This is a genomic window from Coleofasciculus sp. FACHB-1120 (assembly GCF_014698845.1).
Taxonomy (GTDB): domain Bacteria; phylum Cyanobacteriota; class Cyanobacteriia; order Cyanobacteriales; family FACHB-T130; genus FACHB-T130.
Genome location: NZ_JACJTV010000019.1, coordinates 38,574 through 65,196, shown reverse-complemented (window position 1 = coordinate 65,196; position 26,623 = coordinate 38,574). Strand labels below are relative to the sequence as shown.

Annotated in this window: 26 protein-coding genes; 12 read left to right on the top strand and 14 right to left on the bottom strand. The window is 47.0% G+C overall.

What is annotated here, in order from left to right:
• Positions 1-6: 6 nt before the first annotated feature.
• Both H6H02_RS17235 and H6H02_RS17230 read right to left on the bottom strand, forming a co-directional pair.
• A complete protein-coding gene (locus H6H02_RS17235; protein ID WP_190819942.1) occupies positions 7-498 on the bottom strand; it encodes an FxLYD domain-containing protein in 492 nt (163 codons plus the stop codon).
• Between the two features lie 626 nt (positions 499-1,124).
• A complete protein-coding gene (locus tag H6H02_RS17230; protein WP_206757294.1) occupies positions 1,125-1,634 on the bottom strand; it encodes a hypothetical protein in 510 nt (169 codons plus the stop codon).
• An 861-nt stretch (positions 1,635-2,495) separates the two neighbouring features.
• Between H6H02_RS17230 and H6H02_RS17225 the strand changes: the two genes are divergently transcribed.
• Together H6H02_RS17225 and H6H02_RS17220 are read left to right on the top strand one after the other, a co-directional pair.
• Positions 2,496-3,569 (top strand): class I SAM-dependent methyltransferase, encoded by a 1,074-nt coding sequence (locus tag H6H02_RS17225; RefSeq protein ID WP_190819936.1) that lies wholly within the window; start codon positions 2,496-2,498, stop codon positions 3,567-3,569.
• Between the two features lie 316 nt (positions 3,570-3,885).
• Positions 3,886-5,073, top strand: a complete 1,188-nt coding sequence (locus tag H6H02_RS17220) for an acyl-CoA dehydrogenase family protein (RefSeq protein WP_190819934.1) — start codon at positions 3,886-3,888, stop codon at positions 5,071-5,073.
• A gap of 146 nt (positions 5,074-5,219) precedes the next feature.
• Here H6H02_RS17220 and H6H02_RS27690 read toward each other — a convergent pair whose 3' ends face one another.
• Positions 5,220-5,351, bottom strand: coding sequence for a hypothetical protein (locus H6H02_RS27690; RefSeq protein ID WP_277877454.1), 132 nt, complete (start codon positions 5,349-5,351; stop codon positions 5,220-5,222).
• Position 5,352: 1 nt separating this feature from the next.
• On the opposite strand from H6H02_RS27690, the gene H6H02_RS17215 reads away from it, so the two are divergent.
• Positions 5,353-6,492 (top strand): GDSL-type esterase/lipase family protein, encoded by a 1,140-nt coding sequence (locus H6H02_RS17215; protein WP_190819932.1) that lies wholly within the window; start codon positions 5,353-5,355, stop codon positions 6,490-6,492.
• A gap of 188 nt (positions 6,493-6,680) precedes the next feature.
• Here the strand turns inward: H6H02_RS17215 and H6H02_RS17210 are convergent, their stop codons facing one another.
• Positions 6,681-6,893 (bottom strand): hypothetical protein, encoded by a 213-nt coding sequence (locus H6H02_RS17210; RefSeq protein ID WP_190819930.1) that lies wholly within the window; start codon positions 6,891-6,893, stop codon positions 6,681-6,683.
• Between the two features lie 226 nt (positions 6,894-7,119).
• Positions 7,120-8,652: a site-2 protease family protein gene (locus H6H02_RS17205; RefSeq protein WP_190820019.1), complete on the bottom strand. Its 1,533-nt coding sequence runs from the start codon at positions 8,650-8,652 to the stop codon at positions 7,120-7,122.
• Between the two features lie 268 nt (positions 8,653-8,920).
• On the opposite strand from H6H02_RS17205, the gene H6H02_RS27685 reads away from it, so the two are divergent.
• Positions 8,921-9,055, top strand: coding sequence for a hypothetical protein (locus H6H02_RS27685; protein ID WP_277922565.1), 135 nt, complete (start codon positions 8,921-8,923; stop codon positions 9,053-9,055).
• Positions 9,056-9,090: 35 nt separating this feature from the next.
• On the opposite strand, the gene H6H02_RS17200 is transcribed toward H6H02_RS27685, so the two are convergent.
• The 5 genes from H6H02_RS17200 to H6H02_RS17180 form a co-directional block, all read right to left on the bottom strand.
• A complete protein-coding gene (locus H6H02_RS17200) occupies positions 9,091-10,779 on the bottom strand; it encodes an NAD+ synthase (protein WP_190819928.1) in 1,689 nt (562 codons plus the stop codon).
• A gap of 72 nt (positions 10,780-10,851) precedes the next feature.
• Entirely contained in the window at positions 10,852-11,148 is a 297-nt protein-coding gene (locus H6H02_RS17195) for an isochorismate lyase (protein ID WP_190819926.1), read from the bottom strand.
• A 128-nt stretch (positions 11,149-11,276) separates the two neighbouring features.
• Positions 11,277-12,023, bottom strand: coding sequence for an NUDIX domain-containing protein (locus H6H02_RS17190; RefSeq protein ID WP_190819924.1), 747 nt, complete (start codon positions 12,021-12,023; stop codon positions 11,277-11,279).
• The gene (locus H6H02_RS17185) at positions 11,996-12,583 is read right to left on the bottom strand and encodes a nicotinate-nucleotide adenylyltransferase (protein ID WP_190819922.1); all 588 of its coding nucleotides are present in this window, start codon (positions 12,581-12,583) and stop codon (positions 11,996-11,998) included. The genes H6H02_RS17190 and H6H02_RS17185 overlap by 28 nt, the downstream gene beginning before the upstream one ends.
• 69 nt (positions 12,584-12,652) lie before the next feature.
• The gene (locus H6H02_RS17180; RefSeq protein ID WP_190819919.1) at positions 12,653-14,062 is read right to left on the bottom strand and encodes a nicotinate phosphoribosyltransferase; all 1,410 of its coding nucleotides are present in this window, start codon (positions 14,060-14,062) and stop codon (positions 12,653-12,655) included.
• A gap of 473 nt (positions 14,063-14,535) precedes the next feature.
• Here H6H02_RS17180 and H6H02_RS17175 point away from each other — a divergent pair, with 473 nt between their 5' ends.
• Together H6H02_RS17175 and H6H02_RS17170 are read left to right on the top strand one after the other, a co-directional pair.
• The gene (locus H6H02_RS17175; protein ID WP_190819917.1) at positions 14,536-14,688 is read left to right on the top strand and encodes a hypothetical protein; all 153 of its coding nucleotides are present in this window, start codon (positions 14,536-14,538) and stop codon (positions 14,686-14,688) included.
• Positions 14,689-14,802: 114 nt separating this feature from the next.
• Positions 14,803-14,985, top strand: a complete 183-nt coding sequence (locus H6H02_RS17170; RefSeq protein ID WP_190819915.1) for a hypothetical protein — start codon at positions 14,803-14,805, stop codon at positions 14,983-14,985.
• Positions 14,986-15,180: 195 nt separating this feature from the next.
• Here the strand turns inward: H6H02_RS17170 and H6H02_RS17165 are convergent, their stop codons facing one another.
• Positions 15,181-15,873 (bottom strand): hypothetical protein, encoded by a 693-nt coding sequence (locus H6H02_RS17165; RefSeq protein ID WP_190819913.1) that lies wholly within the window; start codon positions 15,871-15,873, stop codon positions 15,181-15,183.
• Positions 15,874-16,021: 148 nt separating this feature from the next.
• Positions 16,022-16,729, bottom strand: coding sequence for a diacylglycerol/polyprenol kinase family protein (locus H6H02_RS17160; RefSeq protein ID WP_190819911.1), 708 nt, complete (start codon positions 16,727-16,729; stop codon positions 16,022-16,024).
• Positions 16,730-16,784: 55 nt separating this feature from the next.
• Between H6H02_RS17160 and yidD the strand changes: the two genes are divergently transcribed.
• The 6 genes from yidD to murQ all read left to right on the top strand — a co-directional run bounded on the left by yidD (position 16,785) and on the right by murQ (position 20,872).
• Complete coding sequence (yidD, locus tag H6H02_RS17155) at positions 16,785-17,027, top strand: membrane protein insertion efficiency factor YidD (protein ID WP_190819909.1); 243 nt, start codon at positions 16,785-16,787, stop codon at positions 17,025-17,027.
• A gap of 539 nt (positions 17,028-17,566) precedes the next feature.
• Positions 17,567-17,812 (top strand): hypothetical protein, encoded by a 246-nt coding sequence (locus H6H02_RS17150; protein ID WP_190819907.1) that lies wholly within the window; start codon positions 17,567-17,569, stop codon positions 17,810-17,812.
• Positions 17,813-17,847: 35 nt separating this feature from the next.
• Entirely contained in the window at positions 17,848-18,183 is a 336-nt protein-coding gene (locus H6H02_RS17145; RefSeq protein WP_190819905.1) for a DUF6176 family protein, read from the top strand.
• A gap of 348 nt (positions 18,184-18,531) precedes the next feature.
• A complete protein-coding gene (locus tag H6H02_RS17140; RefSeq protein ID WP_190819902.1) occupies positions 18,532-19,239 on the top strand; it encodes a M15 family metallopeptidase in 708 nt (235 codons plus the stop codon).
• 227 nt (positions 19,240-19,466) lie between these two features.
• Entirely contained in the window at positions 19,467-19,859 is a 393-nt protein-coding gene (locus H6H02_RS17135; RefSeq protein ID WP_190819900.1) for a DUF3110 domain-containing protein, read from the top strand.
• Positions 19,860-19,942: 83 nt separating this feature from the next.
• The gene (murQ, locus tag H6H02_RS17130) at positions 19,943-20,872 is read left to right on the top strand and encodes an N-acetylmuramic acid 6-phosphate etherase (RefSeq protein ID WP_190819898.1); all 930 of its coding nucleotides are present in this window, start codon (positions 19,943-19,945) and stop codon (positions 20,870-20,872) included.
• A 95-nt stretch (positions 20,873-20,967) separates the two neighbouring features.
• On the opposite strand, the gene H6H02_RS26745 is transcribed toward murQ, so the two are convergent.
• Positions 20,968-23,631, bottom strand: a complete 2,664-nt coding sequence (locus H6H02_RS26745; RefSeq protein ID WP_199329297.1) for an EAL domain-containing protein — start codon at positions 23,629-23,631, stop codon at positions 20,968-20,970.
• 399 nt (positions 23,632-24,030) lie between these two features.
• The gene (locus H6H02_RS17110) at positions 24,031-26,559 is read right to left on the bottom strand and encodes a PAS domain-containing protein (RefSeq protein ID WP_190819896.1); all 2,529 of its coding nucleotides are present in this window, start codon (positions 26,557-26,559) and stop codon (positions 24,031-24,033) included.
• Positions 26,560-26,623 lie beyond the last annotated feature (64 nt).

Sequence of the window (26,623 nt, the reverse complement as noted above, 5' to 3'; positions counted from 1 at the left end):
TTTTCGTTACTCTTCCCAATTAACAGATGTTGCTTGCAATTTGCCATCACCGACAATTGTGTGAACTTTGAAAGAACCGCTTTGTCCGGGATTAAGTATCGAGGGTTCCGCACTGACAGAACTCCTTTTAATCACCTTGCCATCTAAGCCAACAACGTTATAGCTGACTTCAATCGAGCGAACTATTTTTTGGGTTTCGTTGATGATGCGACCTGTCAAAATATCCCCATCAGATGTTTGATCTGCGATGATGACTTGAGGTTTCTGACCGCACAGTTGGGTGAGGTCTAAAGTTCTTCCATCCGATGTCTGCATATAGCAAAAGGGCATATCAATCTCGGAAGCGGAGGCACTCTCCGCTTGAAAATTGGCAATCCATGAATTGCTAAAAGGGTGGTAATTGACAGAGAAAATTGAAGCAATTCCCAGGAAGGTTGTGAGACGAAGTGATTTCTGCATACTGGTAATAGTTGGTAAAAATTCTAGAGAAGTATTCATGTATTCAGTGCGGACACGCCAACTTTTTTAAGCTCAAACCTTGCTTTATCCCTAAAATAAATCCAGAACTTAAAACAGATAGCAGTCTTGTTTAAGTTATGAGATGCCAGGGATTAATATTTCCAATTTTTTAGAGAAACAACCATCTCTCATTTACTTGCATTCAAACATTTTTTGGGAGTTCTATCTTCGCCTTCATGAAATCAGAAATTCCCCTTAAATGATGGCTAAATCAATTTAACAAGCTGAAACAATTAATAATATTTCAACCTGATTTAATAGATTTTAGCGACAAGCCTGAATTTAATTCAATGCAAGATTAAAGACAAAAACTTAAGTTCAGACTTTGGATATGAGGCAATTTTCCCAAATATCCAGTCTTGACTCATCCGGTGTTTAAACCCTAGCCATCGAGAGGGAATAAGAGGTAATCTCTAGGCTAGGGTGTTGATAAAATTCCAATGCCTTATTGAACCAGTTTGCTAGTGATACAATTTGGTTTGCGAGGCGCTACATTAACGAGCTTCCTAAACCCCGATATAATGGGGGGCTAAGAAATCTATATGTTGCCAACAGAGAACAAAATGGTATTAAAGCATTGGAAATTGACCGATAAATGCACCCAATTACTCAGCAACTGAGTAACTCGCAACTCCAGTACCCGGTGGTAGGGAGCAAACAACCTCGTAAGATCCGTTAGCAGTTTGAGCTACAGGTCCGGTGAAATTGAACATATGCTTCTTCGGGGTACCTACAGCACCACCGCTCAGTGCGATTGTTAATTTCTGAGATTGGGAACTTAGAGAGTTTGGCTGGTTAGCCCGCAGCTCGCACTTTAGGGTTGTAGACTGAGCGTTATTACTGAATACATGCACAAAGGCAAGCGGTCCTGTGCTGCCATTTTCCGTCCCTGATGTAATGTCCCGAACAACAGGACAACGCAGGTTAATGGATGTGCTACCTTGAACTAAAAACTGTCCAGCTATACGACTAAATTGCTGATTAGAAGCTGAAGTCTCAGGCTGACACATATTTCCAGCGTAGACTTTATTATCTCCAGCAAATGCTGCGGTGGGAATGGCAGCAGTAGATATTAGAGTGGCAGAAAATGCGATCGCTACTTTTGCACGTTTCATATTAGAGATCATGGAAGTTGCTCCTTGGTATTTGCGTTGTAAATTAGTGAATTGCTTGAACTAAATACCAAGTTATTCAAAGCAGCGTTCGCAAAGCGTTCAATTAAATGTGATAAGGAATTTGCATTTTTGTGATTCACATCACTCGCACTGGGGTTAAAGCGAAGATGCTTTATCGCAATATTTTTGGCGACTCACCAATTCTGAATAAATTTTTCTAGGATTGTGCAGCTAGAAACTGAATAAGTCTATTTTTCTAGTCTTTTATTAATCGTCTCAAGCAGTTCCCACGAGCCGCAATCCGTTACGAGAAACCACAAGTAGACAACCACCGGGCGCTGTTAGCGAACTGACAGGTCGGCGCTAGACTAACGCCTCGCTTCGCTGTTTTCATGACCAAAGGGCTGTACTCGATCGCAATTATTTTTCTGGGGTTATATGCATACATACCGTAGGGTAAGGGTTTGGGGACATCGAACGCTGGAAGAACGCTATCGGAACGCTTGCCTTAATAGCTTATTCGTATACCAAAAAACATTCACACAGGATAGCGAATAAATCCGGAAGGGAGACACACAGCTTAGGTTGAGTCTCTGCAAATAGTCTCATAGCATTTCACTTTATTTCTGCCACCAATACGTCTATTTGCCCCCCTTTTGAAGGGGGGTTGGGGGGATCGTAAATGTGACATAAAAATAGTGAATTGGTATCTGTTGTCTCTTATCTCTATTTATCTTTGGGATGCTGCATATTAGCTCCCCCAACTCCCATTCTTAAGAGTGCAACACAAATCTAAGTTTTTGCGATCGCAGTCTGAATAACACATTCAAACTCAATCTTGAAAATCATTACGAGGACGCTATGACAACACTTACCCTAGACCAAACCAAAGCAGAAGCATTTGCCGAACGGATGCTTAACATTCTCAATAGTGGCGCGATCGCTATCATGACCTCCATCGGTCACAGAACTGGGCTATTTGACACGATGGCTGAACTACCGCCTTCTACAAGCCAACAGATTGCAGACGAAACAAGGTTGAATGAGCGGTACGTGCGCGAGTGGTTGGGAGCAATGGTTACTGGTGGGTTTGTGGAACACAATCCGACGAAGAATACCTACTTTTTGCCCCTAGAACACGCCGCCTTCTTAACGCGAGCTTCCAGTCCTGACAATATTGCTGCATTTTCCCAATACATCCCTTTGTTAGGCAGTGTTGAGGAGCAAATCATCGACTGCTTTTACAAGGGTGGTGGGGTTCCCTATTCTGCTTTCAAGCGTTTTCATCAAGTGATGGCGGAAGACAGCGGTCAAACGGTGGTTTCGGCGCTCAATGACCACATTTTGCCCTTAATTCCCGGACTGATTGAGGCACTTGAGGAGGGAATTAATGTGCTGGATGTAGGGTGTGGTAGCGGTCGTGCTATCACCAAAATGGCGAAAGAATTTCCGAATAGTCGGTTTACAGGCTACGACTTCTCAGAAGAAGCGATCGCGATCGCGCAAACCGAAGCCCAACACCTCGGTCTCGCAAATATCCACTTTCAAGTAAAAGATGCTGCTACTTTAGATGAAGTGGAGAAATATGATTTCATCGCTACCTTTGATGCAGTTCACGACCAAGCTAAGCCCGATGTAGTTTTGCGAGGAATTGCTCAAGCACTGCGCTTCGATGGTGTTTATTTGATGCAAGATATTCGCGCTTCCAGCTATGTGGGTGGCAATCTCGATCATCCGGCAGGACCATTACTTTACACCATTTCTTGTATGCACTGCATGACTGTATCGCTTGCCGCCGGAGGCATGGGGCTTGGTGCCATGTGGGGTCAGGAGAAAGCATTGGAAATGCTAGAAGATGCTGGTTTCACTAGCGTAGAAATCAAGCAACTCGCTCATGATTTTCAAAACAATTACTACATTGTGCGGAAGAATTAAACCCGTTTTACGAATTGTCTGGATTAAATCCCTCGCCTCAATTGGGGGGATACAGAGGGAATCGCAAGTGTAGCGGCAAGCCAGGGAATCGGTAAAAAACTATGTAATACCAACCTTCAATTCCGAAAACCATTGAAAGCTAGAAAACTCTATGTGCAAACTCTGTGCATTTGCTTGGCGTTACCAAAAACCCAGTAGCAGTGATTCCCTATTGCTAACGACGAAACAGTTCTCTTCACTGGTTGTTTTCAATCAAGCCTCGCAACCAGTTCAGAAATTATCTACTACACAAGACAAGTAAACAGGAGAAAAAACCATGACTTCATTACTAAACCGCATTGAATTGAAAGATTATGCAGCGATCGCAACTGCCCTATCCCAAGAATTAGCAGCGAGTGCTGTCGAACGCGATCGCCAAGCCGGTGTCCCTCATGAAGAAGTTCGGCGACTGCGAGAAGCGGGGCTGTTACCTCTGGTTGTACCGCGAGAATATGGCGGCATTGGCGCAACCTGGGTGGAAGCTTTCAAGATTCTTCAGGAAATTGCTAAGGCTGATGGTTCCACAGGGCAGCTCTACTGCAATCAGCTCATTTTATCAGTGGTGGGTCAGGTGAGCGGCACCCCCGCTCAAGCCGAACGCTACTATCGAGCCACTGCCCAAAATCACTTGTTTTGGGGCAATGCATTTAACACGCGGGACACTCGCCTCAAAATTGAGCCAGACGGCGATCGCTTCCGGGTAAATGGAATGAAGACCTTTGGCACCGGAGTGGCAGCCGCAGATATGCGTGTGTTCGCCGCCGTGCAAGATGGGGTCGATCATCCCATTGCCTTCATCCTTCCTAAGGATCGAGAAGGCATTGTCTACAATAACGACTGGGACAATATGGGACAACGCTGCACCGCTAGCGGTAGTTTCACATTCCACAATGTCCTCGTGAACCCGGATGAAATTCTCGGCCCGTCACCATCTCCAGAGGGTGCCTTTTCCACCCTCTTGTTCGTGGTGAATCAGTTGGCGAAAACCCATGTCTATCTAGGAATTGCCGAAGGAGCCTTGGAAGCGGCAAGGGATTACACGACGACGATGACTCGACCCTGGATGACCTCAGGCGTCGATCGGGCATCGAAAGACCCGTACATTTTGCAGCACTATGGTGAGCTATGGACTGCACTAAAAGCAGCGATCGCGCTTTGCAATCAAGCTTCGCAACAGGTACAGACAGCATGGGAGAAGGGACTGACGCTCACTCATGAGGAACGGGGTGAAGTTGCGATCGCTGTTTATACGGCTAAAGCTTTTACCACTAAAGCTGGCTTGGATATCACCACCCGCATCTTTGAAGTCATGGGCGCTCGTTCCACCGCTGCGAAATACGGCTTTGACCGCTACTGGCGCGACCTTAGGACATTTACCCTGCATGACCCAGTGGACTACAAGCTTCGGGATATTGGCAATTGGGTTCTCAATCAGGAACTGCCAATGATATCGCAGTATTCGTAACCGGAATGCGATCGCATTTCCCAATCTGGCTTGCTTGCGAGTAGACGGTCAGAAGTTGATTTGTATGGCGCTCAAATCAACTTCTGACTTATTTTTTTGACTTATTTTTGAATATGCTTGACAAATGACTCGTGTATGCCGTCACTTTAGAGGAGTTTAAACGCGATCGCTCCCGCGTCTTGCCAACAGAAAGCGATCGCTTCTCCTAAAAATTCCTGACTCCAACCAATAATCCCTGTCAAAGGGAAAGGAAGGCACAAGTGAAGGAGTAGAGACACAATGGGCGATCCTTATCTGTTGGCGGTAAGTTTGTTAAGCGGCGGGCAAATAGCCGCCCCGCCCCCGCCCGTGCTGCCTCCACAGCCTGACAACCTGTTAGCGTTATGGCATTCCAGTGAGTCGAGTACCTTTGAGCCACTGGTGGCTCAGAAAATCGTCCCAACCATTGAAATCACCTCTCCGGAATTTAGCCAGCAGTTGATTTCGCAGACTAATCCTTTCCAGGGGGCTGACACACTAACGATTACTACAGCTTTAGCACCGACAGCAGCTCAAGCCGCGATAGAACTGAAACCCTCCCTACAAGCGAAGCTGAAACCGGATACAGTAACGACAAAACCGGCATCTGGCAGTCAACTTTTTTACCAAAGATTAGCCGCCCTGAAAGCAGGCAAGATTTATACTCGTCTACCTGCTGATAGCTTTCAGTCATACTGGGCGAACAAAGCAGGCACTAAAGCACTGGCTTTACAAAAACCTAGCTATGAACAGTGGAAACGCCTACTGGCAAGGGAAGCGAGAGCAGTTTCTCAAGGTCAAGGTGCCAACCGCCTCTCCGTATTAGTGGGAGATTCTCTCTCATTGTGGTTTCCCCAAGAACGTCTTCCTGGGGGGACTTTGTGGCTGAATCAGGGAATTTCTGGGGATAATTCTCGTGGCATCTTGAAAAGATTGTCTGCTTTTTCCCAAACTCGTCCCGATGTTATTTACGTTTTAGCTGGCATCAACGATTTGCGCCAAGGTGCAACGGATGAAACAATTCTCGAAAATCTTCGCCAGATTGTTCGGCGCTTACGCCAAGAGCATCGTAGCAGCTCAATCATCGTGCAATCCATTCTTCCCACCCGGATCAACACTATCCCAAACCGCCGAATTCGTAACCTCAACCAACAACTTGCTATCCTTGCTCAACAACAGGGTGCAGGCTATCTAGATATTCACTCTCGCTTTAGCGATGTCGAAGGAAATTTGCGTCTGGACTTAACGACGGATGGGCTGCATTTGAGTGGTCGGGGATATGAAGTTTGGCAATCAGCACTCCAACAAACAGAATCGGTAATTGCGCTGAATCGGAATAATGTGCGTGCTGACAACTCAGTAAAGCGATCGCGTCTCTCTGATGTATCAGGATTAAATTAACTGGTAAAAAATTTATATTTTGTAGGGGCGTGGCACAAACACGACCCTACGCAGGCAATTCACTCCATAAAAAAATCAGAGCGATAAAGCTCTGATTGTCAAACTAAGTTCAGTGGAGTTTCAAAAAATTGTTAGAAATAATTGCGCGGCTATCAGCCTATCAACCAATCAATCAAAATCAGCCGAATTTAGATGCCTTGACGAGAAATCAGCTTTTCAATATCCGCCTGAGTTTGGTGCAATAGCTGTTCGCGGCTATCAACAGCCTTAGTGAGAGTGGGAACAAGGTTCCGCGCTTGTAACGCCATGTGAAGCTGTAGATGCGCTACGTACTCACTAAAATCTTCACGAAATAAAGGAGTTGAGGATTGCTGTAAAGGCACGTTTATTGTGTTCTCCATCGTTATCTCTCAGCCGTTTGTCAACCTTAATGTCAACCTTAACGAAGTTATCACACCGTTCATAGTCTCTTCTAAGTTTGCAATGAAGTTTAATCGTTTTTAGGGAAATTGTTTAAGAAATGTTAAATATTCTCCAGGACTGTTTAAACTTCTTTGCATTCGCCTGGATGGAACTGAGCGGGAGACAGGGAAAGGGGAGGAGAGAATATTCACCCATTCCCAATTTCTATCCCCCAATTCCCAAGCGACCCGCCAAGCCGGGAGTGAGAGGAAGGAGAGTTGCCACCGTTAAAAACAGCGCCAACAACGCCAAAGCAGCTCGTGCATCATCGGGTTCGGAAATCTCATTCAAGCTAGGACGTTCCAGACCCCGCTGCAAGAACAAAATCACAATCGCCCAGTACAGCAGCAACGGATTCGTCGGATTTGCCAGAGAGACAATTCCCAGCAAAATTAACGTGGCGACGGTAGCGCGGCGAGCGATTTGGCGTCCGTAGATTGCCTGGACAATTCGACCCCCATCAAGCATTCCCGCTGGCATCAAATTGAACGCTGTTACCACCAAACCCAACCAACCGATAATCGTCAGCGGGTGGACATCAACAAGGGTTGTCTGGAGACTAGAACCGAGGACAACTCGTGCCAGAGTGCCCACCAAAATTGACCCCTGGAAGAACTCCGATGGCACCTTAAATAGACTGCCTTCGTGGGAAAGAATTAAGCCAACGATTAGCATCAATAGAGAGACAATGCCACCGGCAGCAGGACCTGCTAAAGCGATATCAAACAGCACTGTGCGATTGGGTAACAGCGATTCAAACCGAGTAATCGCCCCAAATGAGCCAATCTGTGCGGATGGGATGAAAAAAGGAAAACTTAGGCGAATATTGTGACGACGAGCGAGGAACCAGTGACCGAGTTCGTGAGTCCCTAAAACCACCCAGATTCCGGCACTGATGGGCAGAACTTCTCCAAAGCGGTTTGGGTTGCTGAAGAAATCAAAGCCGAGGAAAATTCCCGCAGTCTCTAAGCTAGCGGCAATGGTAGCCACGACGAGGACGCCTGCCAAGATGTTCTGCGGTAAGGTTGCTGGTTTCGGATCGTTGCTGCTAGGGAGAACAATCACCACCGGCTTCTCTTCCGGATTTTCTACTAAAAATAGCCGATAGCGATCGCCCAATCTCTCCTGCAAACTCGCAGATAACCGGGAATGAACCACCGCAGGTTCTCCCCGCAGATTCCCCTTGAAGATGGCTCCTTCCTGATAAGGAATGCTTTCTGTAGCAAAGAAGGTATCAATGCCAAAAATTCCTTGGATGTTTTTCAAGTCTTCATCTGGAATGGGAACCACTTCTTGGACGACGGCATTTGTCGCCTCTTTTGGCGTCGCCGCCGATGTCTCTCCCCCATTTCCCTCAGAAGTCTCTTCTGTCGGGAGCGAGTCTTGGTCTTTCATCATTTTCAAGACTTGCTCTCGCAGTATCGCATCCTGACCAGCTGCTCGCAGTTTCTTTCCGATGAAGATGTACAATCCAGCGGAGGCTATCAACATAAACAAGATGCTCACCAGGTTGATATAAATCCCGGCTGCGAACAATCCAAAAAACAACAGCCAGGGAGACATCAACACCACTGACTGCAACCAAGCTAAGATACCGAGTTTGCCGAATGACTTGGCACGGTAGAAGCCCCAACTAAGGATGCCTAAAGCCACCAGCACAATTAAAACGGTCGCCGTAGTTTCCGATCCAGTAAACATTTTTGATGAGGAGCCGTAGCAGCTATAGCCAACCAGTCTACTGTATTTCAATTTCTGATAAGGATTCAAGGTTACTCTTGGCTCTCGGTCGGGAAATAATTTCAATTTCCGTTCGGAATTCACCCAGTCATCTCCACACCCCCCTAAATTCAGCGCCACATTCAATAAGCCTCAGTAAGCCGCACTCAGCTTAAATTCCCTGGATGCCAAATAAATGTCCAATCAACTTGGTTGGGATTAACGCCAATATTTACCGAGTAGGAAGCCGATGCTATTTAAAAAGTTAGAAGATCAGAAATTTAGCCAGTTAATGGGATTAGGATTAATCGCGATCGCCTTGGGCATCATTCCGCTTACCGCCTGTATCAGTCCCCTAAAATCTATCCAGCAATCCTCTCAATGAGCCAAAATTGCCGGTTCCTAAAAATAAGCTCCGCGTTATGCGATCGCGCTCCAGCGACTCGCAATCGGCATTCGCCAGCCGGTGCCAAAAGCCCGATCGGTAATTTTCAGTCCAGGCGGTGCTTGTCGCCGCTTAAATTCGGCACGCGCCACTAACTGCATCACTTTATTGACAACGACTGGATCGTGACCAGCTTCGATAATTTGAGCGGTTGATTGATGTTCGTGAATTAACCGCTGCAAAATATCATCCAAAATGTCATAAGAGGGGAGAGAATCTTGATCGACTTGACCGGGTTTTAGTTCGGCACTTGGTGGTTTTGTGAGGATATTAGTCGGAATAATTTCACCGTTGCGATTCAGCCAATTGCACAGAGAATAAACGCGAGTTTTCGGCACATCAGCAATTACCGCTAATCCCCCATTCATATCGCCATAAAGCGTACAGTAACCGACCGCCATTTCTGACTTGTTGCCGGTAGAAAGGAGGAGATAGCCAAACTTGTTGGCGATCGCCATCAATAAATTGCCCCGAATCCGCGATTGAATATTCTCTTCCGCAAGCCCAAACGACGTTCCAGCAAACAGATGTTCTAACGTTTGGTCATAACTCTGCATCAGCTGCCCAATCGCTAGGGTTTGAGTAGCAATACCTAGCTTTTGGGCTAATTTCAGCGCATCTTCGACAGAATGATCGGAACTGTAGGGCGAAGGCATAAGGACGCCGAATACATTTTCTGCCCCTAAAGCGGCGGATGCGATCGCTGCTACCAATGCCGAATCGACTCCACCACTCAAGCCAAGTGTGACTTTGGAAAAGCCACACTTGCGGGCATAGTCTCGCACTCCCAACACCAACGCCGCCCAAATTTCCTCGTCTTCACTTGCCGCAAACGCTGCTAATCCCCCGTTTTCCCCGGTTGCTGAGGGGGACAAATCTCGCTTTTCCTCATCAAATTCCAGCAGTACCAAATCCGTCTCAAAACGAAGGGCACGACACACCACTTCCCCGGCGTGATTTAAAGCGAAACTGCTACCATCAAAAATTAAGTCATCATTTCCCCCAACCTGATTGATATAAACGCTTGGTTGGCGGTAACGAACGGTACTATGACGCAACATCGCCTCTCGCAAGTGATGCTTACCGACACTGTAGGGAGAAGCGGACAAATTCACCACCAAATCTACACCCAATTGAGCTAAGTCAGCAATCGGATTCACTGCATAGCTGCGCTTTCCCCAAAATTCCTCATCGTTCCACAAATCTTCGCAGATTGTGACGCCGATGCGGAGATGATCGAGAGTAAATGAATTTGGCTGAAGCCCCGGTTCAAAGTATCGATATTCGTCGAAAACATCGTAGGTGGGCAACAGTCGCTTGTGAAAAATTTGCTGGATTTTGCCCTGTTCTAACCAGGCAATACTATTAAATAACGGTTTACCTCCGGTGACGTGCCCTTTGGGATTTGGCTCCACCGTGCCCACCAACACCGCTAAATTGGGTGGTAAATCCCCTGCCAGCTGCTGCAACACCTGTGCCATAGACTCAACGAAGCCGGGATTCAGCAGCAAATCTCGTGGTGGATAGCCGCACAAAGAGAGTTCCGGCGTCAGCAACAAACGGGCACCTTGCTGAGTTGCCTGTCTCGCCGCCTCTAGAATGTGTTGGGCATTGCCGCTGAGGTTGCCAATCGTGGGGTTGAGTTGAGCGATCGCAATTTTCATATTCAGTAATCACCTATGTAAGGGCATTTTGCGTCGTTCTAATTATTGAAACTAATTTTTCAATCGCAGCGATTAGAATTTAGATTGCCAATGTTTTAATTCTTCATTGATAAAATAAGTTACTAAATCTTGATATAGCTTTTCAATTACATCTGGATTTAAGCCTTGTTCTTCAGCCCAAAGACGTCTTTGCTGCAACATCGATTTAACCCTTTCCGGAGCTTTTACAGTTGTTTCGCTTGTTTTAAATTTAGCCGCCGCTTTTACATATTCAAATCGTTTACCAAAAGCTGCAATAATCTGTCGGTCGAGCTTATCAATTTCTTGGCGAATTTCTTGTATATTTGAACACTCATCGGCTTCTTTCATAATATGCTTTACTCATCTAAATTTTTTATTATTAACGCAAAGGTACGCAAAGGGTAACGCAGAGTAACGCAAAGGAATAGAAAAATAAATTGTTTTTTAATTGGTGAGCCTCTGCTACTATCAAGCGTTTAAATAAATACCAACGGTTTATCCTTAAACGGAGCAAACGCTTCAGCATCAAACCGATACAAACTTGCCGGACGCCCCGCGCCTCGCGAGACTTTGACTTTGGTATCGTAAAGAAAACCCAGCTTCAAAAGTCGGGCGCGAAAATTGGAATAATCCGAGAAATTTTCACCTAAAACGGTCGTGTAAAGCTGATATAAGTCACTCAAAGTAAATAACTCCGGCAACACTTCAAAGGCGACTGGACTATATTCCAATTTATTTCGCAAACGCCGATGACCATACTCTAAGATTTTATGGTGGTCAAAGGCTAATTCTGGTACTTGCTCCAAAGGGTACCAGGCAATTCCACTAACCCCATCGGCAATTAATTCAGCTTCTTCAAATCGCACCAAAGCAAAATAACTGACCGACAGATAACGAACTCCGTAACTTTCTTCGCATTCTCTCGGATCTCGTCCAGGGCCGCCAAAAGTGTATAACTGCTCTAGGTACAGATTTTTCACGCGAATTTTTTCAGCCAAAATTCGATAGGCGGCATCTTCTAAAGATTCCCCTTGCCGCACTAAAGTACCGGGCAAACTCCACCGATCGTAAAAAGGTTCGTCTTGCCGCATGACTAACAAAACTAATAGTCGGTTTTGCGCCGTATCGACTGAGAAAATCACATTATCGACTCCGACTTTAAAATCCGCTAATGCCGGTTTTTTTACCGAATCACCTATCTTTTTCGAGCTGCGTCCTCGCATTCGTATAAACGTTCTCTATGAATATAGTCCTCAACGGTCGTCGTCAAGGCTTGTCTGTTGCCATTCTCACGATAAGCTGTGGAAGAAACCGCCGGTGGTTTGATGTCAGCGATCGCAATCTGCGCCCCTAGTTGCCGCAGCGCCTCTAAATCAGGGTCATCTATCGCATATCCTGGTCTTGGCACCACGAGCAGATGCACTTGCCGCAATAAATCTTCAACTCTATACCAACGCGGCATCTGGTTGACCAAATCCGAACCAATGACGACGGTAAAATCTGCCGACATTCCCCAGCATTGCCTAGCCTTCTGCACCGTCTCCAGAGTTCTCGGACTACTGAATTCCGGATACAGTCCGATATTGTGGCAACTCGGATGAATTTCCTCAATCAGCAACCTTAGCATCGTTGAGCGATGTTCTAGCGGCGTTTGATGCGATTTAAACGGATTATTCGACGCCCAAACCGCCACCCAATCATAGTGGTGCGACAGCCATTTCAAAATTGCTTGATGCCCAGAAGTTGGCGGGTCAGCACTCGTACCGAATAAAGCAATTCTCATTATCTTCCTAATTCCTCTTCTTCCTCTTTCTTCGTGTCCTTTGCGTCTTTGCGGTTCGTTCTCAAATCCTTAACCAGAACGACGAGTTTTTTCCATCAACTCCAACAATGCAGCCGAAACCTCCACCGACGGCGACACAGGCGAATCCAACTGACGAGTCTCCGCTGGTAAACTCCCTACCGAAATCGCAGTTCGTTCTCGAATCTCCGCTAAAGATTCTGGTAGAAATACCCGTTCGCCTTGCTTAAACATCGGCTGCAACAACGGCTGCTCAAACTGCGGACTTTCCGTCACCAATCCCAATCGATCTGCTTTCATCAAAGTGCCCTCAAAGCAGCGAAAAATCTGCTTGCGACCGGGATAAGTTAACTTGCCACTCGACTGTTTCATTACAGGAATGCCATCAATTTCAACCAGTTTATACACTCCATTGACTGGGCTTCCCGTAACCAAGCGAGTTCCGAGTCCATAACCGTCAATGCAAGCACCCTCTGCTTGCAATCGGGCAATTTCCCACTCATCCAAATCGCCACTGGCAAAGATGGGAACATCCGGTAAGCGCGATCGCACTTGTTTGGATAACCCTACCAAATCGCCAGAATCTAGCCGCACCCCAGACAATTGCATTTCTCCTGCATCGATCTTTTCTGCCAGCATTTGGGCAGCGGCAACTGTATCGTAGGTATCAATTAACAAGGGCGCACCCGGAAAATATCGATGGAAGGCGGTAAAAGCCTCTCCTTCACTTCCAGCAGTTGCTGTCAGCGCCATCACCAAAGCATGAGCCATCGTCCCGCTGGGCTTTTGACCCAACTTAATCGCTGCCAGTACATTAGAAGTCGCATCCAATCCAGCCGCCAATGACGCCCTAGCTGCCCACAGAGATGCTTGGGGGCTAAAAGCGCGCCGGGTGCCAAATTCCAGTAGCGTCGCTTCCTGCCCCGCGACATCCCGTATCCGTGCTGCTCGTGTGGCAACTAAAGTTTGGTAATTAATTGTATTCAGCAGGTAGGTTTCCACCAGTTGAGCTTGCCAAAGGGGCGCTTCCACCCGCAGCAGCGGCTCGTTAGCGAATACGGCGGTTCCCTCTGGAACTGCCCAAACATCGCCGGTGAACCGAGCATCTGCCAAAAGCGACCAAAATCGCTCTGGTGCCCGATCGAAAATTCCGGTCGCCTGCAAAGCCGCTATCTGGCTGGGACTGAAGCGAAATTTCTCCAGATAGTCCAGCGCCTGTTCCAACCCCATCGCAATCAAATAGCCAAAGCCAGCGGGTAGACGCCGCGCAAATAGCTCAAAGCTTGCCCGTGTTTGATCTAAACCTTCGCCGGTGTAACAAGCTGCCATTGTCAGCTGATACAGGTCGGTCAAGAGGCTGTAATCTTCAGAAGCGATCGCCAGTTCTCGATTTTCTACCCTAACCGGCTCCTGAAGCAGGTTAGCAGGATGCTTTACAAGTCCGTCCACGGAAGTTCTCATCGTCTTGCTTCCTAGCCAGAGTGGGTTTCCTAATTATAGTAATCTTTACCATAATAGTGTCAAGGCATTTTGATGATTGCTTGAAGAAGAAGGCTGCTGAAGAGAGCTATACTGCCATCTTCAGGTCATTCTTAGGTTATATACATTATTCTTAATAGTATTTTGACTCAAAAACTACAGAAAAGACAATTGATGCCAGAAGGACACAGGAGAGGGTGCGGCGGCGTTACCCATTAGTGATTAACCACTTACCATCAGTTATTAGGGTTCATTGTGCAAAATCTAAATGAATTTTAAAGTATGTAGAAATATTAAATAAACTGACTGTTGACTCTATGCTAAGCAAAGTATTGCAAACCTAATCAAACAAGTATTGCAAATCACCTCAAATTATCGAGCCAGATTCATAATAAAAGTATGAAAGACTAATATACATTTCATCGAGTTCCCAAAGGAATCTGGAGAGTAAAGATATGAGTCTTACCCGAACGTTTGACAATATCATCCAATATTTTTCTGGCGCGATCGCTCGCATCTTTGGACCAAGTGACGATGCATATCCGTTAACTGGCGTGCAGCCCTTTACAGGGGAACCGTCCAGAGCACATCGTGGAGAAGATTGGTAGTCAGCCTGAATGCTTTTTTCTATATTTTTGGATTCAAAACTCACAAATTTGGTGGGGGAAGAGACTCTTTCTCCACCAAATCTCATGAGATATTTTTAAAATTCTACTTGCCAGATGGCTAAAAACCCGCCAGAACGTCTTGGAATGTGTCAGTCACCTCAGACTGCTCTGTTGGATGGTTTAACATCCCTTTGGTGGCTGCAAGCAGGAGAAACGACAAAAACCCTGTACCACTACTTAACGCTCAACTGGCGCTCAACTAGCTTAGTTAGTCAATATCCTGAGAATGGGAGATGAAGACCACTCGCCGTCCAGACGCCGTTCTCCTAAGTGAGGCAATTCGCAGGACAAACAGCAAAACGCCTGCTATGGTCATGTGACATTCGGTGGATGAGGAAAATTCACTCACCAAATGTTGCATAGTTATATGGTGCCAAGCGTTCTATAAAATTGGAGAAAATTTTCAACAAAATTTAGAGGTTATTTAAACTTCTAAATACTCATTTGACGTAGCTGATGTTGTTCCTGGTTAAACTGCTTTTGTTCGGGGGTTAATACGTCATAATCGATGGGCGATCGCATATCCCACTGCACTTCTGCTAGCAGCAGTAAAGTCCCCGCCATCACAAGACCCGTGGTGAGAAATTGCCAGCCACCGACATAGGGCAATATCCCAATCCCTAATAGGTGAATGAGTCCATTAATTAGGAAAGTGCGCGATCGCATTCCCACACCCGTAAAAAAGTAGCCAATGGTACTTAAACCCAGCCAAAACTGACACAGGTTCATCAGTACCAACCCCCAACCCAGAAAAATACCTAAGTCAGTTAGCACCACCCCGAATAACATCAGTGCAACCCAGCTATAAAGAAGCCACCGTAGGCGTTCTACTTTCACCCAAAAGTGAGTCAACACCACCATCCCCACCGTACCGACTAAGGTGAGTGCTGACCAAAACATCGCTTGCACGTACCAGCTAACAGGTAGAAACTGAGCATTTATAAAAATTGCAGCGGTAATCCAACCCCAAACAATAAACGCCTGATCAATTCGAGAATAAAAGCTTGAAATCAGCGTTTTATTTCCAACTTGCAAGTGAATACGTAAAAGCCCCTGACGATCCTGAAAATCAAGGGCTTCCTGTTTGCTACGGACAAGCGGTTCAGCAGGATTAAAAAAGGTCATTGACATCCATCTTTGGAGATAAATTGAATAAAGCGGGAATATGTCCCTAGGTAGGCTTCTTCAATTATCTTAATGGAAGCACAAAATTTGTAATCTGGGATTCTACGGATATTAGAAACAAACTAACTGTTTGCTAGTTATCAAAGTGTTAAGTGAGTAAAAGCAGCTCAGTCAAGAAAAAAGCGATCGCAGCACTGCCTACAGGAACCGTCAAATTGTCGATACCGAACCAGGAGAAAGCTTCTAAGACAGTAGCGAGGAAAGCAACCAAGAGCGGCACGACCCACGTTTGCCAGATATTGCCCTGGACTCCCAAGAAAATCAAGCTACTAACCCCATAGCTAACCAGGAACATTGTCAGCGAGCCTTCCCAACTTTTGTGGATGCCCCAAAACGCATAGGGATGCTTACCAAATCGTTGACCCACGAGAGCAGCTAAGCCATCCCCCCAAGCCATCACCAAAATTCCCAGTGCTGCATATTGGGGTTGGTTTAGAGGCCAGAACCAACTGATTAAAATGCCAATACTCAGGGCATAGCAAAATGTCCCCCAGCTTTTGCGCCCAACGCTGTTAATTCCTGGAAGGATCGGGAATTTGTAGGACAAAAGAGCCACTGCACTCGCTAAAATCGAAGCCGTGATGCCCACCCAAGCGGGAAGGTTCAGCCACCAGGCAAGCAAAATCACATTGCCCGTGCCAATATGAACGACCTTTCGCACCTTTTCAGGTTCGGTAGACGTGTAGCGATGCAGCCCTTCTGCCAGTAATACAAGAATGCCCAGACAAGCCCCAACTAAACCAATGTGGAGCCATAGATCGGGAACTGATTCCAACCACAACACGGATTTAAGCAAAGCTTGAATTATAAAAAAAGCTCTCCTTACCAATCTATTAGATTCAGGACACAGAATGAAAATATTACTAATTTGGCTAATTCGGGGATACCGAGTTTTGATCTCTCCCCTATTTCCCCCAGCCTGCCGGTTTCAGCCGACTTGTTCTAAGTATGCTTTGGAGGCAGTCGAGCGATTTGGCCCTTGGCGCGGCGGCTGGATGGCGATTCGGCGCATCTTGCGCTGCCATCCTTTTCATCCTGGCGGTTACGATCCGGTGCCACCAGTCGTCACTCCGACGGCAAAAGAAACCGAGTGAATTTAGGCGATCGCGCTTGATTGGCTTTTCCACAATCATTTTTCCACAATCATCCAGTCGAGTGAGTCAACGGAAGGCAGTGCAGCAAATGGGATTTCAGCAGGGCACCAAACTCCCAGCCTTATTGGGTCTTCAATATTGACATTATGTGATATAGGGCTGACGAAAACCCTCAAACCAGGCTAGCGATAGAGGAAATCACCCGATCGGGTAAGCCTAAAGGATGACGTTTGTTGGCACCCTCTCTTTTACACTAGGTGAGAAACTTGTATTACCCTTCCGGGAGTAAAAGGTTTACTTCGTGTGGCAGATTAACCGTATGACTCATTGAAAAGCCGGTTCAACAGTCAGCGATGTCTAGATTGCTAACTGCTAAGAATTGATTGCTATGAGCAATTTGCCAAACCAGAAACGCATAAAGTTGCGATCGCCCAAGTGTATTAAAAAACGGTTGCAAACAATTTTCTGGCTGGCACGAACTGATAGCTAGTTATGCTTCCGGGTCATATCGTTAACATCAAAAATTTTGAGGGGTGAAAATGTCTCTAATCCGCGACCTTGTACAACAGGCTCTGGCAAAAGGTTATTTAACGATTGCAGCAGAAAATCAATTGCGGCAGCTTTTAAGAACTAAGTACGGTCTGGAAGACTTCAACGCTTTCATGACTTTACAGACAGCTGCCATGTCTGGCCAGGTGAAGCAAGAATCGCGGGAATTAAGAACTTTGCAACAATCTTTCTGTAGAACGAATAAGCAATCTCCAACTCAATACGCAATTCGGTAATTTTTTTACTTTTTTCCAGGTAAAAGGGCAAGTTAATGGCGGAAACCCAATGCTTAAAAATTCGGATTAAGCCAGGATTGACTCTCCCTGTAATTGGTTGGCTCAAAAACTTGAACAATCAACTTGATGAAGTGCGGGAATTACTTCGTAATGAAGGAGTTATTATAGAATCCATCTTTCTGGAACGCAGCCAAGATGGGGACTATTTGATTTTGTATCAAAAGGCAAAAGATTTAAGCAAAGCTAGCGAAACATTCCATCATTCAAGATCTCCACTCGCCTTGGCTACTCAGAAATTCATCAGCGAAACATGGGGAGACATCCAGCCTCTAGAATTAGTCATCGACTTAGAGGGGATGACAGAAGTTTAGGTATTGCGGAAATCGACTATCAAAATTACGGTAGATAGAGCAATTTTTTTGATGAACCGCGAAGGCGCTAAGGACGCTAAGAAAGGAAAGAGAAGAAAGAAAGAAAGAAAGAAAGAAAGAGCTTTTAAAGGATGAATTAAGATTGCTATTTTAGATTCTGGCACTGCTAAATTTTTTATTAATAATTATTTTCCAAGTTTGATATTGATAAAATTTTGATTTTAAAGCTTTCTAGTTCGTTATTTTTAAGCGTTGATTAAACTTGTCTAAAATTACTGATAAAAATATTGCATATTTTGACTATTGCACGTCAGACGGCAAAATAGGGTCAGTCTGAAAGAGCGGAATATGAAACCTTATCAGCAGATTGTAATTGTAGAGTGTGGTGAGCCGCTCACGGCCATTCCTTTGGAACAATTTGCGGTTGTCTCTCCCCATCCTTATGAAAAATTGGGTGCAGCTTATGGCGATCGCTCACCTTATTATCTCCGTCAGGGTGTCCTCGAATCTCTGATTGCTGCCCAACATCAGTTGGCTGTCACGACTCCAGGTTGGCGGATCGAGCTTTTTGATGCCTATCGACCCGTGGAAGTCCAGCAATTCATGGTAGATTACACCTTTGCTGAAGTGGTTCAGGCTCAAGGTTTAAAGTTGGTTGAGTTAACAGAAACTCAGCGTCAAGGGATTTGGGAGATAGTTTATCAATTTTGGGCACCCCCCAACCTCGATCCAGCAACGCCGCCGCCTCACAGTACAGGGGCTGCGGTGGATATCACCTTAGTAGACAATACTGGCAAGACGATAGATATGGGGGGAGAAATTGATGAAATATCAGCGCGATCGCATCCCGATTATTATGCCAATAGCACCCAGGCAGTCGAACAGCAGTATCATTTTCATCGGCAGTTGTTAAATAATGTGATGGTGCAAGCTGGATTCCGCCGTCATCCCAACGAGTGGTGGCATTTCTGCTTGGGCGATCAGATGTGGGCGTGGTTATGCAATCAAGAAAATCCCCATCATCCTGTGACGGCTCGTTACGGTCGCGTGGTTTGAGCCAGGAAAGGATATCTATCGCTATCGGAAATGTCTTAACATCTAGTTGCTGGGGATAATTTAGCTTTTTTGCTTATTTCCTAGCAATTTCAGGAGAATCTTCTCTCTCTAAGTGTTCTTTCCCTCTTTCTCCTTTGCTCCTCATCGCTGGTAGCAAAGGAGGAGCAACCGGACGTGGTATCAGGGAAGCCAGTCAGATATCCTAAGTTAAGAATGGATAAAAAACGATGACTACATCTAAGCGCGTATTCGTTTTAATATTTAATCCTCGGACAGATAACGAGGGGATTCACTCGATTCAGATTGGCGATCGCAACTGGATACTCATGTTTGAATCAGAAGACGATGCGACTCGCTATGCGATGCTGCTAGAAGCCCAAGATTTTCTCAGTCCCAGTGTTGAAGCCATCGATGCAGCGGAAGTCGAGGAATTTTGCGAGGGTGCAGGTTACGAGTGCAAGCTAATTCCGGAGGGATTTGTTCCCGAAGGAGATGCAGAACGTCTTTTTCTGGTTCCGCCAGAAACGAATCTGGAGGAAACAGACTGGAAACCAGATGCTCCGCAACCAGAAGTTTCCGATCTAGACAGAATTCGTCGTCAATTAGAAGGACTGTTATGAAAGGATGAAGGATATTAGCGATCGCGTAACCCATAGCGGCGCTTTCTTCGCAGGATGAACGATAAAAAAATGAAGGATCAAGGATGAAGAATCTGGAGGAACGGGGACATCTTTTAACAGAACAAGTTAATCCCAATAGCCAGAATCTCGACCAGATGAGTTCTCTGGAATTGGTAGATTTGTTCAATCAGGAAGATGCTCAGACGCTAGCAGCGATCGCAATCGCCAGAACTCAGCTCGCTGAAGCAATCGATAAGACGGCTGAGGCTTTACGTCACGGAGGACGCCTGTTTTATGTGGGTGCTGGCACGAGCGGGCGTCTGGGCGTCTTGGATGCAGCGGAGTGTCCGCCCACCTTTTGTACGCCGCCAGAACTGGTACAAGGGATTATCGCCGGGGGTGCCGGAGCGTTAATCCGCAGCTCAGAAGATTTAGAAGACAAAGATGAAGACGGGGTATCTGCGATCGCAACTCGGCAGATTACCCATCTCGATGTCGTTGTCGGCATTACCGCCGGGGGAACAACACCGTTTGTCCACGGTGCAATCCAAGCGGCGCGTCAGCGGGGTGCAACCACGATTTTGATTGCCTGTGTCCCAGCCGAACAAGTCACCATCGATGCAGATTTAGATATTCGCCTAATCGTGGGGCCGGAAGTGGTAGCAGGCTCGACGCGGTTGAAAGCTGGAACTGTCACCAAAATGGCTTTAAATATCCTCTCCACCGGCGTGATGGTGAAACTGGGCAAAGTCTACGGCAATCGCATGGTAGATGTTGCCGTTACTAATAAAAAATTGCACGATCGCGCCCTGCGAATGCTGCAAGACCTCACGGATTTAAATCGAGAAGACGCTGGATATTTGCTCGAGCAAAGTGGGCGTTCTGTCAAGTTAGCGTTGTTGATGCATTGGACGGGTTTGGAGAAGCAAGAAGGCGATCGCCTCCTTGCAGAACACAAAGGTAATCTCAGAGCTGCTGTTTCAAGCTACAACCACCCAAGCGACTCTGACTAAGTTTGAGATTTTGAAATTCCATCTAAAATTTCAAATTTTTCCGAGTTTCAACGGCTGATCTTGCCTCGCCGATTTTAGGCAATTTCTGATTTTTATCACCACTGGGGCTGTGCTGCCAATAACGCCTCTGCTGCCGCTGCATCTACTGGCTTAGAAAAAAAGTATCCCTGTCCATATTCACATTGCAGCCGCTTGAGCTGAAGCATCTGCTCTGCGGTTTCAACGCCTTCGGCAACCACATCCATCCCCAGATTGTGAGCCAGGGTCATAATTGTCTGGACAATTTCCCAGCGATTTTCCTCATCCCCCACGCCGCTAATAAAGGAGCGGTCAATTTTCAAAGTATCAATCGGTAGGCTATGCAGACGCCCCAAGGAAGAATAGCCGGTGCCAAAGTCGTCAATTCCCACTTTCACTCCCAAGGCTCTGAGCTGCTCAAGCATAGCGGTTATGGCATCGGCATCTTCTAGCAAGCAAGTTTCAGTAATCTCCAGCTTTAAACTGCTAGTTTCCAAACCAGTCTCCCAAACAATTCGATCGATCTGCTGAACCATGTCAGATTGGGCAAACTGCATTGCAGAAAGATTGACGCCAATTGTTAATTGTTCGTAGTTGGATGTTGAGGGTTCGTTACCATGAACGAATCGTTCTTGCCAAGCCCGCATCTGGCAGCAGGCTTCGCGCAATACCCACCAATCCAGTTGCGCCATCAGTCCGGTTTCTTCTGCAACGGGAATAAACTCAAGCGGGGAAACTAACCCTCTCTTGGGGTGCTGCCAGCGCACAAGTGCCTCAAAGGCAATAATTTTGCCGGTCGAGAGGGAGACGATAGGCTGGTAGTAAACCCGAAACTCAGAGTTAGGTAAAAGTTTTAAGTTTGGAGTTTGGAGTTTTGAGTTTTCCTCTTGTAACGGAGAACTCAAAACGGAGAACTCAAAACCTTCCTTAGATAAAGCTCCAATTGCCAGACGCAGGTCGGTTTCTAATTGTAAAAGTGCGATCGCGCGTGCATGCAAAGTCGTGTGGAACACTGCATAACGCCCTTTCCCCATTATTTTTGCCTGAGATAAGGCAATGTCGGCATCGCGCAGCAAGTCCCACTCCGAGTTAACAGGGTCTCCTTGCCCATTCTGAGTGTTGAGTGAGGGAAGGGTTGAAGGCGAGAGGAAGGGAATTGTCTTACCGTCCTGCCCCACTCTCCGATTCTCCGGCTCTCCGGCTCTTCGGTTCAGGGCAATACCAATACTGGCGGCGGCAAATACTTCATGTCCATCGAGGTAAAAAGGTGATGCGAGGGCTTCGTGGATTGACTCGGCAACGCGGGTAGCGTCACTCAGTTGCTGAATCTCCTCCAGCAGGATCGTGAACTCGTCTCCGCCAAGACGTGCGACTGTATCTCTGGGGCGCATCAGGGTACAGAGCCGATGAGCGATCGCGACCAGGAGTTTATCTCCGACTGTATGCCCCAGGCTGTCGTTGACCACCTTAAATCGGTCGAGATCCACAAACAGCACCGCAAATAGATAATTTTCAAACTGATAGGTACGTTCTAGGGCAACCTCCAACCGCTCCATAAATAAGGTTCGATTGGGCAAACCCGTCAGAGAGTCATAAAGTTGCCTTTGCTGCTGCTGTTGCTGAATGTGTTGAAGCTGCGCCTTCATTCTCAGACGATCTTGGACGCTCAAGCTAGCTGCCGTTAAACAAAATAATGCCACGGGTGACACGACCGGCATCCAGTAACCCATCCGCAAAAGCAATACACTAACGATGACCCAGCCGCCACAAAGACTGACGACTGCAATCAGCTGGTGTCTCGCCCGATGGCGGTTGAGAGTGAAGCCAAGAATTGGCCCCCCCAGCAACAGGGAAACCAGCAGCCACTTGATGTCTGGGGTTTTCAGAAAGTTTTGTTGCAGAAGATTATTCAGAACGGTGGCGTGCAGGTGAATTCCACTCGCGGGTGGATGACCGTCAAACGGAGTGTTTAGAGGATCGAGACCGGCTGCTGTGACGCCCACCATCACAATTTTTCCCTTGAATGCCGATGCAGGCACTTTCCCCTGAAGCACTGAAACAAAGGAATATTGCGGTGCCTGAAGCACCCCTCCAGGCCAGTTCACCAGCAGCGGTCGATTCATCGGTGGGAGTTTGACTGGCTCTTTCACCAGTGAGTAAACCTGGGAAGCCGTGATGCTTAAAAGAGGCACGCCTTCAAGTTGCGGTACAACTTGGCGAGTTAAACCATCACTATCCTCGCGGTTGAAAATATGTCCGATAGCGATCGCGCTTTTACTCAATTCTGGAGTTGGACGCAAAGGAGTATTTGTCCGATCCCATCCCTGCGCCAAGACCACCTGACCCAGCTTGTCCATCGCCGCCGCCATCTGTCCATCTTCCGGACTACTTTCGGGCATCAGCACGTCCAATACCACCACACTTGGCTCTGCTGGGGACAGTTTTTTGAGCAACTGGGTGTAGTGCTTGCGAGACCAAGGAAAGCGGCCCAGTTCCTTTAAACTGGCATCATCAATGTCAATCAACACCACCCGTTGATCCCAAGGCATCGTTCCCCGGAGGCGGAATAAACCCCGATAAGCAAGCTGTTCCAGTGGTTGCCAAATTCCTAGCACCAAACCACTTGCAACGATTAAAGAAGGAAAAAAGAAAAAGGCAAAATTAGCAATGAAGGATTTTTTTTCTTTTTCTTCTGCTTTTAAACTTTGGATTTTGGACTTTTCAGGGAATTGCCAGTTCATACATCTGCTGCTTTCCCAAAGGAGTCGCAACGGCTTTGATGCGACCGTTTATAACAATTTTGCTTGATACTGCCAGGTTTAATTTTTTCAAACTCTCTATTTGGTAGAGACGCGAACTGACTCTTTCAGCGCTAAGCTAACGCCTCGCTTCACTGTTTTCATGCCCGTTTTCATGCCCAAAGGGCTGTACGCGATCGCCTTTATCTATTCCCTTGCGAATTCAACCTCGATCCAAAATCTACCACTCAAAATTTTTTAAAAGGTTTTGTTAGATGGATACCAAAGTTGTAATTGCGCTCAACTGCAACAGCAGCATCTCAATTATAAAAATTGATTGGGAACCACCTCTATCCCCCCACCCCCCTCCGCTGGAGAAGGGAAGATGGCAATCATTTCCTTTCAGCGGGCACTTGAGTGCATCGTTTGGTCAAACACCTCATACCGTCCCTTTCCTAGCGCTTTGGCACGATACAACGCTGTATCGGCATCGCGCAGGAGGTCTTCAGGTCGATCGTATCCGCTGCTGAGAACAATGCCAATACTCGCGGCAGTAAAAACTTCGTGTCCGTCGAGATAGAAAGGCGGTATCAGTTCTCGGTTGATTCGTTCAGCGATGCTGGTGGCGTGACTAAGGTCGTCAATGGCTTCCAAAAGCAAGGTAAATTCATCTCCCCCCAAACGAGCGACGATGTCTTCAGCACGCACGCAGGTTTCGAGGCGACGGACGCTCCCCAGCAGGCGTTGCGCTAACGCGACCAATAATTTATCCCCAACCAAGTGCCCCAAACTGTCGTTCACTTTTTTGAAGCCATCCAAATCTACAAACAGCAGCGCAAACTGAAAATCTTGACACTGTTTCGCTCGTTCCACAGCTTGACTAAGGCGCTCCATGAACAAAGCCCGGTTGGGCAAGCCCGTTAAGATATCATAAAACGCCCGTTCCCGCAGATGCTCCTTTGCCCGCTTGCGCTCGGTAATATCTTCTACCGTGCCTTCGTAGTAAAGCAGCTTACCTTCACAATCGCGCACTGCACGGGCATTTTCCGAAATCCAAATGATGCTGCCATCTTGGCGGGAAACCGCAGACTCAAAGTCTGAAACGGCATCGTTTTCTTGCAACAGGCGCGTAAACTCAGCACGCCGGTTCGGATCAACGTATAGTTGCTGCTTAATATCCGTCAGACGTCCCATCAGTTCTGTCGGAGACTCATATCCATAAATGCGTGCCAGAGCGGGATTGGCACTAATATACTGTCCGTCGGGCGTTGTCTGGAAAATCCCCTCGATTGCATTCTCGAAGATACTGCGATATTTTGCTTCTGCTTGTTGCAGAGCCTCTTCTGTCCGTTTGCGCTCAGTGATATCGGTAATGAAGCCTTCAAGTCCGAGGACTTTACCGGCGCTGTCACAAACCGCCGCGCCTTTTTCCCAAACCCATTTTTCCACACCTGATTTGGTCAGAATGCGATATTCCACCACATAGGGTTTTAGGAGCGTGATGGCTGTAGCGATCGCTTCTAAAACTTTGGGTAAATCCTCAGGATGAGTAATGGAATCATAAGACACCGCGCGATCGCCAATCAATTCTTCACTGTGATATCCAGTCAGCTTAAAGCAACCTTCACTCAGGTAAGTCATCGACCACGCTGGGTCATTTCCACAAGAAAACACAATCCCTGGCAACGAGTCAATCAAACTTGCCAGACGGCGCTGGCTTTCCCTCAGGGCAGCTTCTGCTTGTTTTTGCTGCATCACGGTTCCCAGATGCGCTGCCACTGCTGACACCAGCTCAACCAATCGCTTATCCTTAGGGCGAGATTCAAACAGGAAGAAAGTGAGAATTGCCACTACCCGCTCTTTAGAGATAATCGGCACGGCAAATCCAGCTTTAAGTCCACAATCTCTAGCGAACTGAGTCCGCATAAAAAATGGGGGCGGCTGAATCGAAGCATCGGGAATCCACTCTGGCTGCTTGGATAACCAAACTCGTCCCGGTAGCCCAATCCCCGGAGCAAACTTCAACATTTCGCTCTGTAGCCGGAACTCCCTCAGGCTTAGGGGAAGTTCTGATTGCAGCTTAGGGTTGGGGTACCAGTTAGCTGCTTGAAAGTTAGCCGGTTGATTTAAACCCTGCAGTTGCAACCTTTCAACCTGTAATTCCAAAGTGCTGCTGTACCAGGCGGGGCTGCATTCTAAAACAGAGCCGTCTGAGCTGGGTATCCAAGCTTCGCCAAAATCCCAGCCCGTCTTTTCACACACTTGACGTAGCGCGACTGAAAGCGCCGTGTGAAAATCAGGAGCCGTACTAATTGCCTGGGTTAGGGTTTGCAACAGTTGAATTTCTTCTTCAGCCCGTGGGCGATCGCTAATGTCAATCGACTTATCCCTAAATAGATGTAGAGTGTTAGCGAGGTGGGGATCTAAATCCCGATTCGGGATTGAAATCATGATCAAACCCTCCAGAGCCAGCAGTTCTCCCGACTCAGAGAAAACTCCACAACCCTGTTCCCAGACCAATTTCTCTTCTCCCACCGCCGTAATGATGCGGTAGACAAGCTGGAAGGGTCTATTTTCTTGCACGGCGGCTTGTATGGCGTTCCACACCTGCTCTCGGTCGTCGGGATGAATCAGTTGGGCATAGCAGATTTCTCGGTTGCCAATGAGTTCAAACGGAGAGTAGCCAGTGAGCTGATAGCAGTCCTCGCTGACCGCTTCCATTGTCCAGTTCTGGTCGTTTCGGCAACGGTAGGTCATGCCTGGTAAATTACTCATCAGGGTTGAAAGAGGACGAACTCCTGATAGGGATTGTCCCGTTGAGACAGGGCACGCTTGCAATGCCTCTGCTGTCTGCAACGTATAAGTCATTTCAAACGGTGTTCCCAGTCCCCTGATGTTTTCCTGAAGATCAACTGGTTCTAACCGCTCCACTCTCGGCGTCTCCTACAGAAATAATGTAAAGCTGAGAGAAAGCTCGTCATCTGCGGCGAGGCAG

Bases quoted from the DNA above. Each gene is read 5' to 3' on its own strand.
- H6H02_RS17235 (WP_190819942.1), bottom strand. From the start codon at position 498: ATGAATACTTCTCTAGAATTTTTACCAACTATTACCAGTATGCAGAAA.
- H6H02_RS17230 (WP_206757294.1), bottom strand. From the start codon at position 1,634: ATGAAACGTGCAAAAGTAGCGATCGCATTTTCTGCCACTCTAATATCT.
- H6H02_RS17225 (WP_190819936.1), top strand. From the start codon at position 2,496: ATGACAACACTTACCCTAGACCAAACCAAAGCAGAAGCATTTGCCGAA.
- H6H02_RS17220 (WP_190819934.1), top strand. From the start codon at position 3,886: ATGACTTCATTACTAAACCGCATTGAATTGAAAGATTATGCAGCGATC.
- H6H02_RS17215 (WP_190819932.1), top strand. From the start codon at position 5,353: ATGGGCGATCCTTATCTGTTGGCGGTAAGTTTGTTAAGCGGCGGGCAA.
- H6H02_RS17210 (WP_190819930.1), bottom strand. From the start codon at position 6,893: ATGGAGAACACAATAAACGTGCCTTTACAGCAATCCTCAACTCCTTTA.
- H6H02_RS17205 (WP_190820019.1), bottom strand. From the start codon at position 8,652: ATGTTTACTGGATCGGAAACTACGGCGACCGTTTTAATTGTGCTGGTG.
- H6H02_RS27685 (WP_277922565.1), top strand. From the start codon at position 8,921: ATGCTATTTAAAAAGTTAGAAGATCAGAAATTTAGCCAGTTAATGGGA.
- H6H02_RS17200 (WP_190819928.1), bottom strand. From the start codon at position 10,779: ATGAAAATTGCGATCGCTCAACTCAACCCCACGATTGGCAACCTCAGC.
- H6H02_RS17195 (WP_190819926.1), bottom strand. From the start codon at position 11,148: ATGAAAGAAGCCGATGAGTGTTCAAATATACAAGAAATTCGCCAAGAA.
- H6H02_RS17190 (WP_190819924.1), bottom strand. From the start codon at position 12,023: ATGCGAGGACGCAGCTCGAAAAAGATAGGTGATTCGGTAAAAAAACCG.
- H6H02_RS17185 (WP_190819922.1), bottom strand. From the start codon at position 12,583: ATGAGAATTGCTTTATTCGGTACGAGTGCTGACCCGCCAACTTCTGGG.
- H6H02_RS17180 (WP_190819919.1), bottom strand. From the start codon at position 14,062: ATGAGAACTTCCGTGGACGGACTTGTAAAGCATCCTGCTAACCTGCTT.
- H6H02_RS17175 (WP_190819917.1), top strand. From the start codon at position 14,536: ATGAGTCTTACCCGAACGTTTGACAATATCATCCAATATTTTTCTGGC.
- H6H02_RS17170 (WP_190819915.1), top strand. From the start codon at position 14,803: ATGGCTAAAAACCCGCCAGAACGTCTTGGAATGTGTCAGTCACCTCAG.
- H6H02_RS17165 (WP_190819913.1), bottom strand. From the start codon at position 15,873: ATGACCTTTTTTAATCCTGCTGAACCGCTTGTCCGTAGCAAACAGGAA.
- yidD (WP_190819909.1), top strand. From the start codon at position 16,785: ATGAAAATATTACTAATTTGGCTAATTCGGGGATACCGAGTTTTGATC.
- H6H02_RS17150 (WP_190819907.1), top strand. From the start codon at position 17,567: ATGTCTCTAATCCGCGACCTTGTACAACAGGCTCTGGCAAAAGGTTAT.
- H6H02_RS17145 (WP_190819905.1), top strand. From the start codon at position 17,848: ATGGCGGAAACCCAATGCTTAAAAATTCGGATTAAGCCAGGATTGACT.
- H6H02_RS17140 (WP_190819902.1), top strand. From the start codon at position 18,532: ATGAAACCTTATCAGCAGATTGTAATTGTAGAGTGTGGTGAGCCGCTC.
- H6H02_RS17135 (WP_190819900.1), top strand. From the start codon at position 19,467: ATGACTACATCTAAGCGCGTATTCGTTTTAATATTTAATCCTCGGACA.
- murQ (WP_190819898.1), top strand. From the start codon at position 19,943: ATGAAGAATCTGGAGGAACGGGGACATCTTTTAACAGAACAAGTTAAT.
- H6H02_RS26745 (WP_199329297.1), bottom strand. From the start codon at position 23,631: ATGAACTGGCAATTCCCTGAAAAGTCCAAAATCCAAAGTTTAAAAGCA.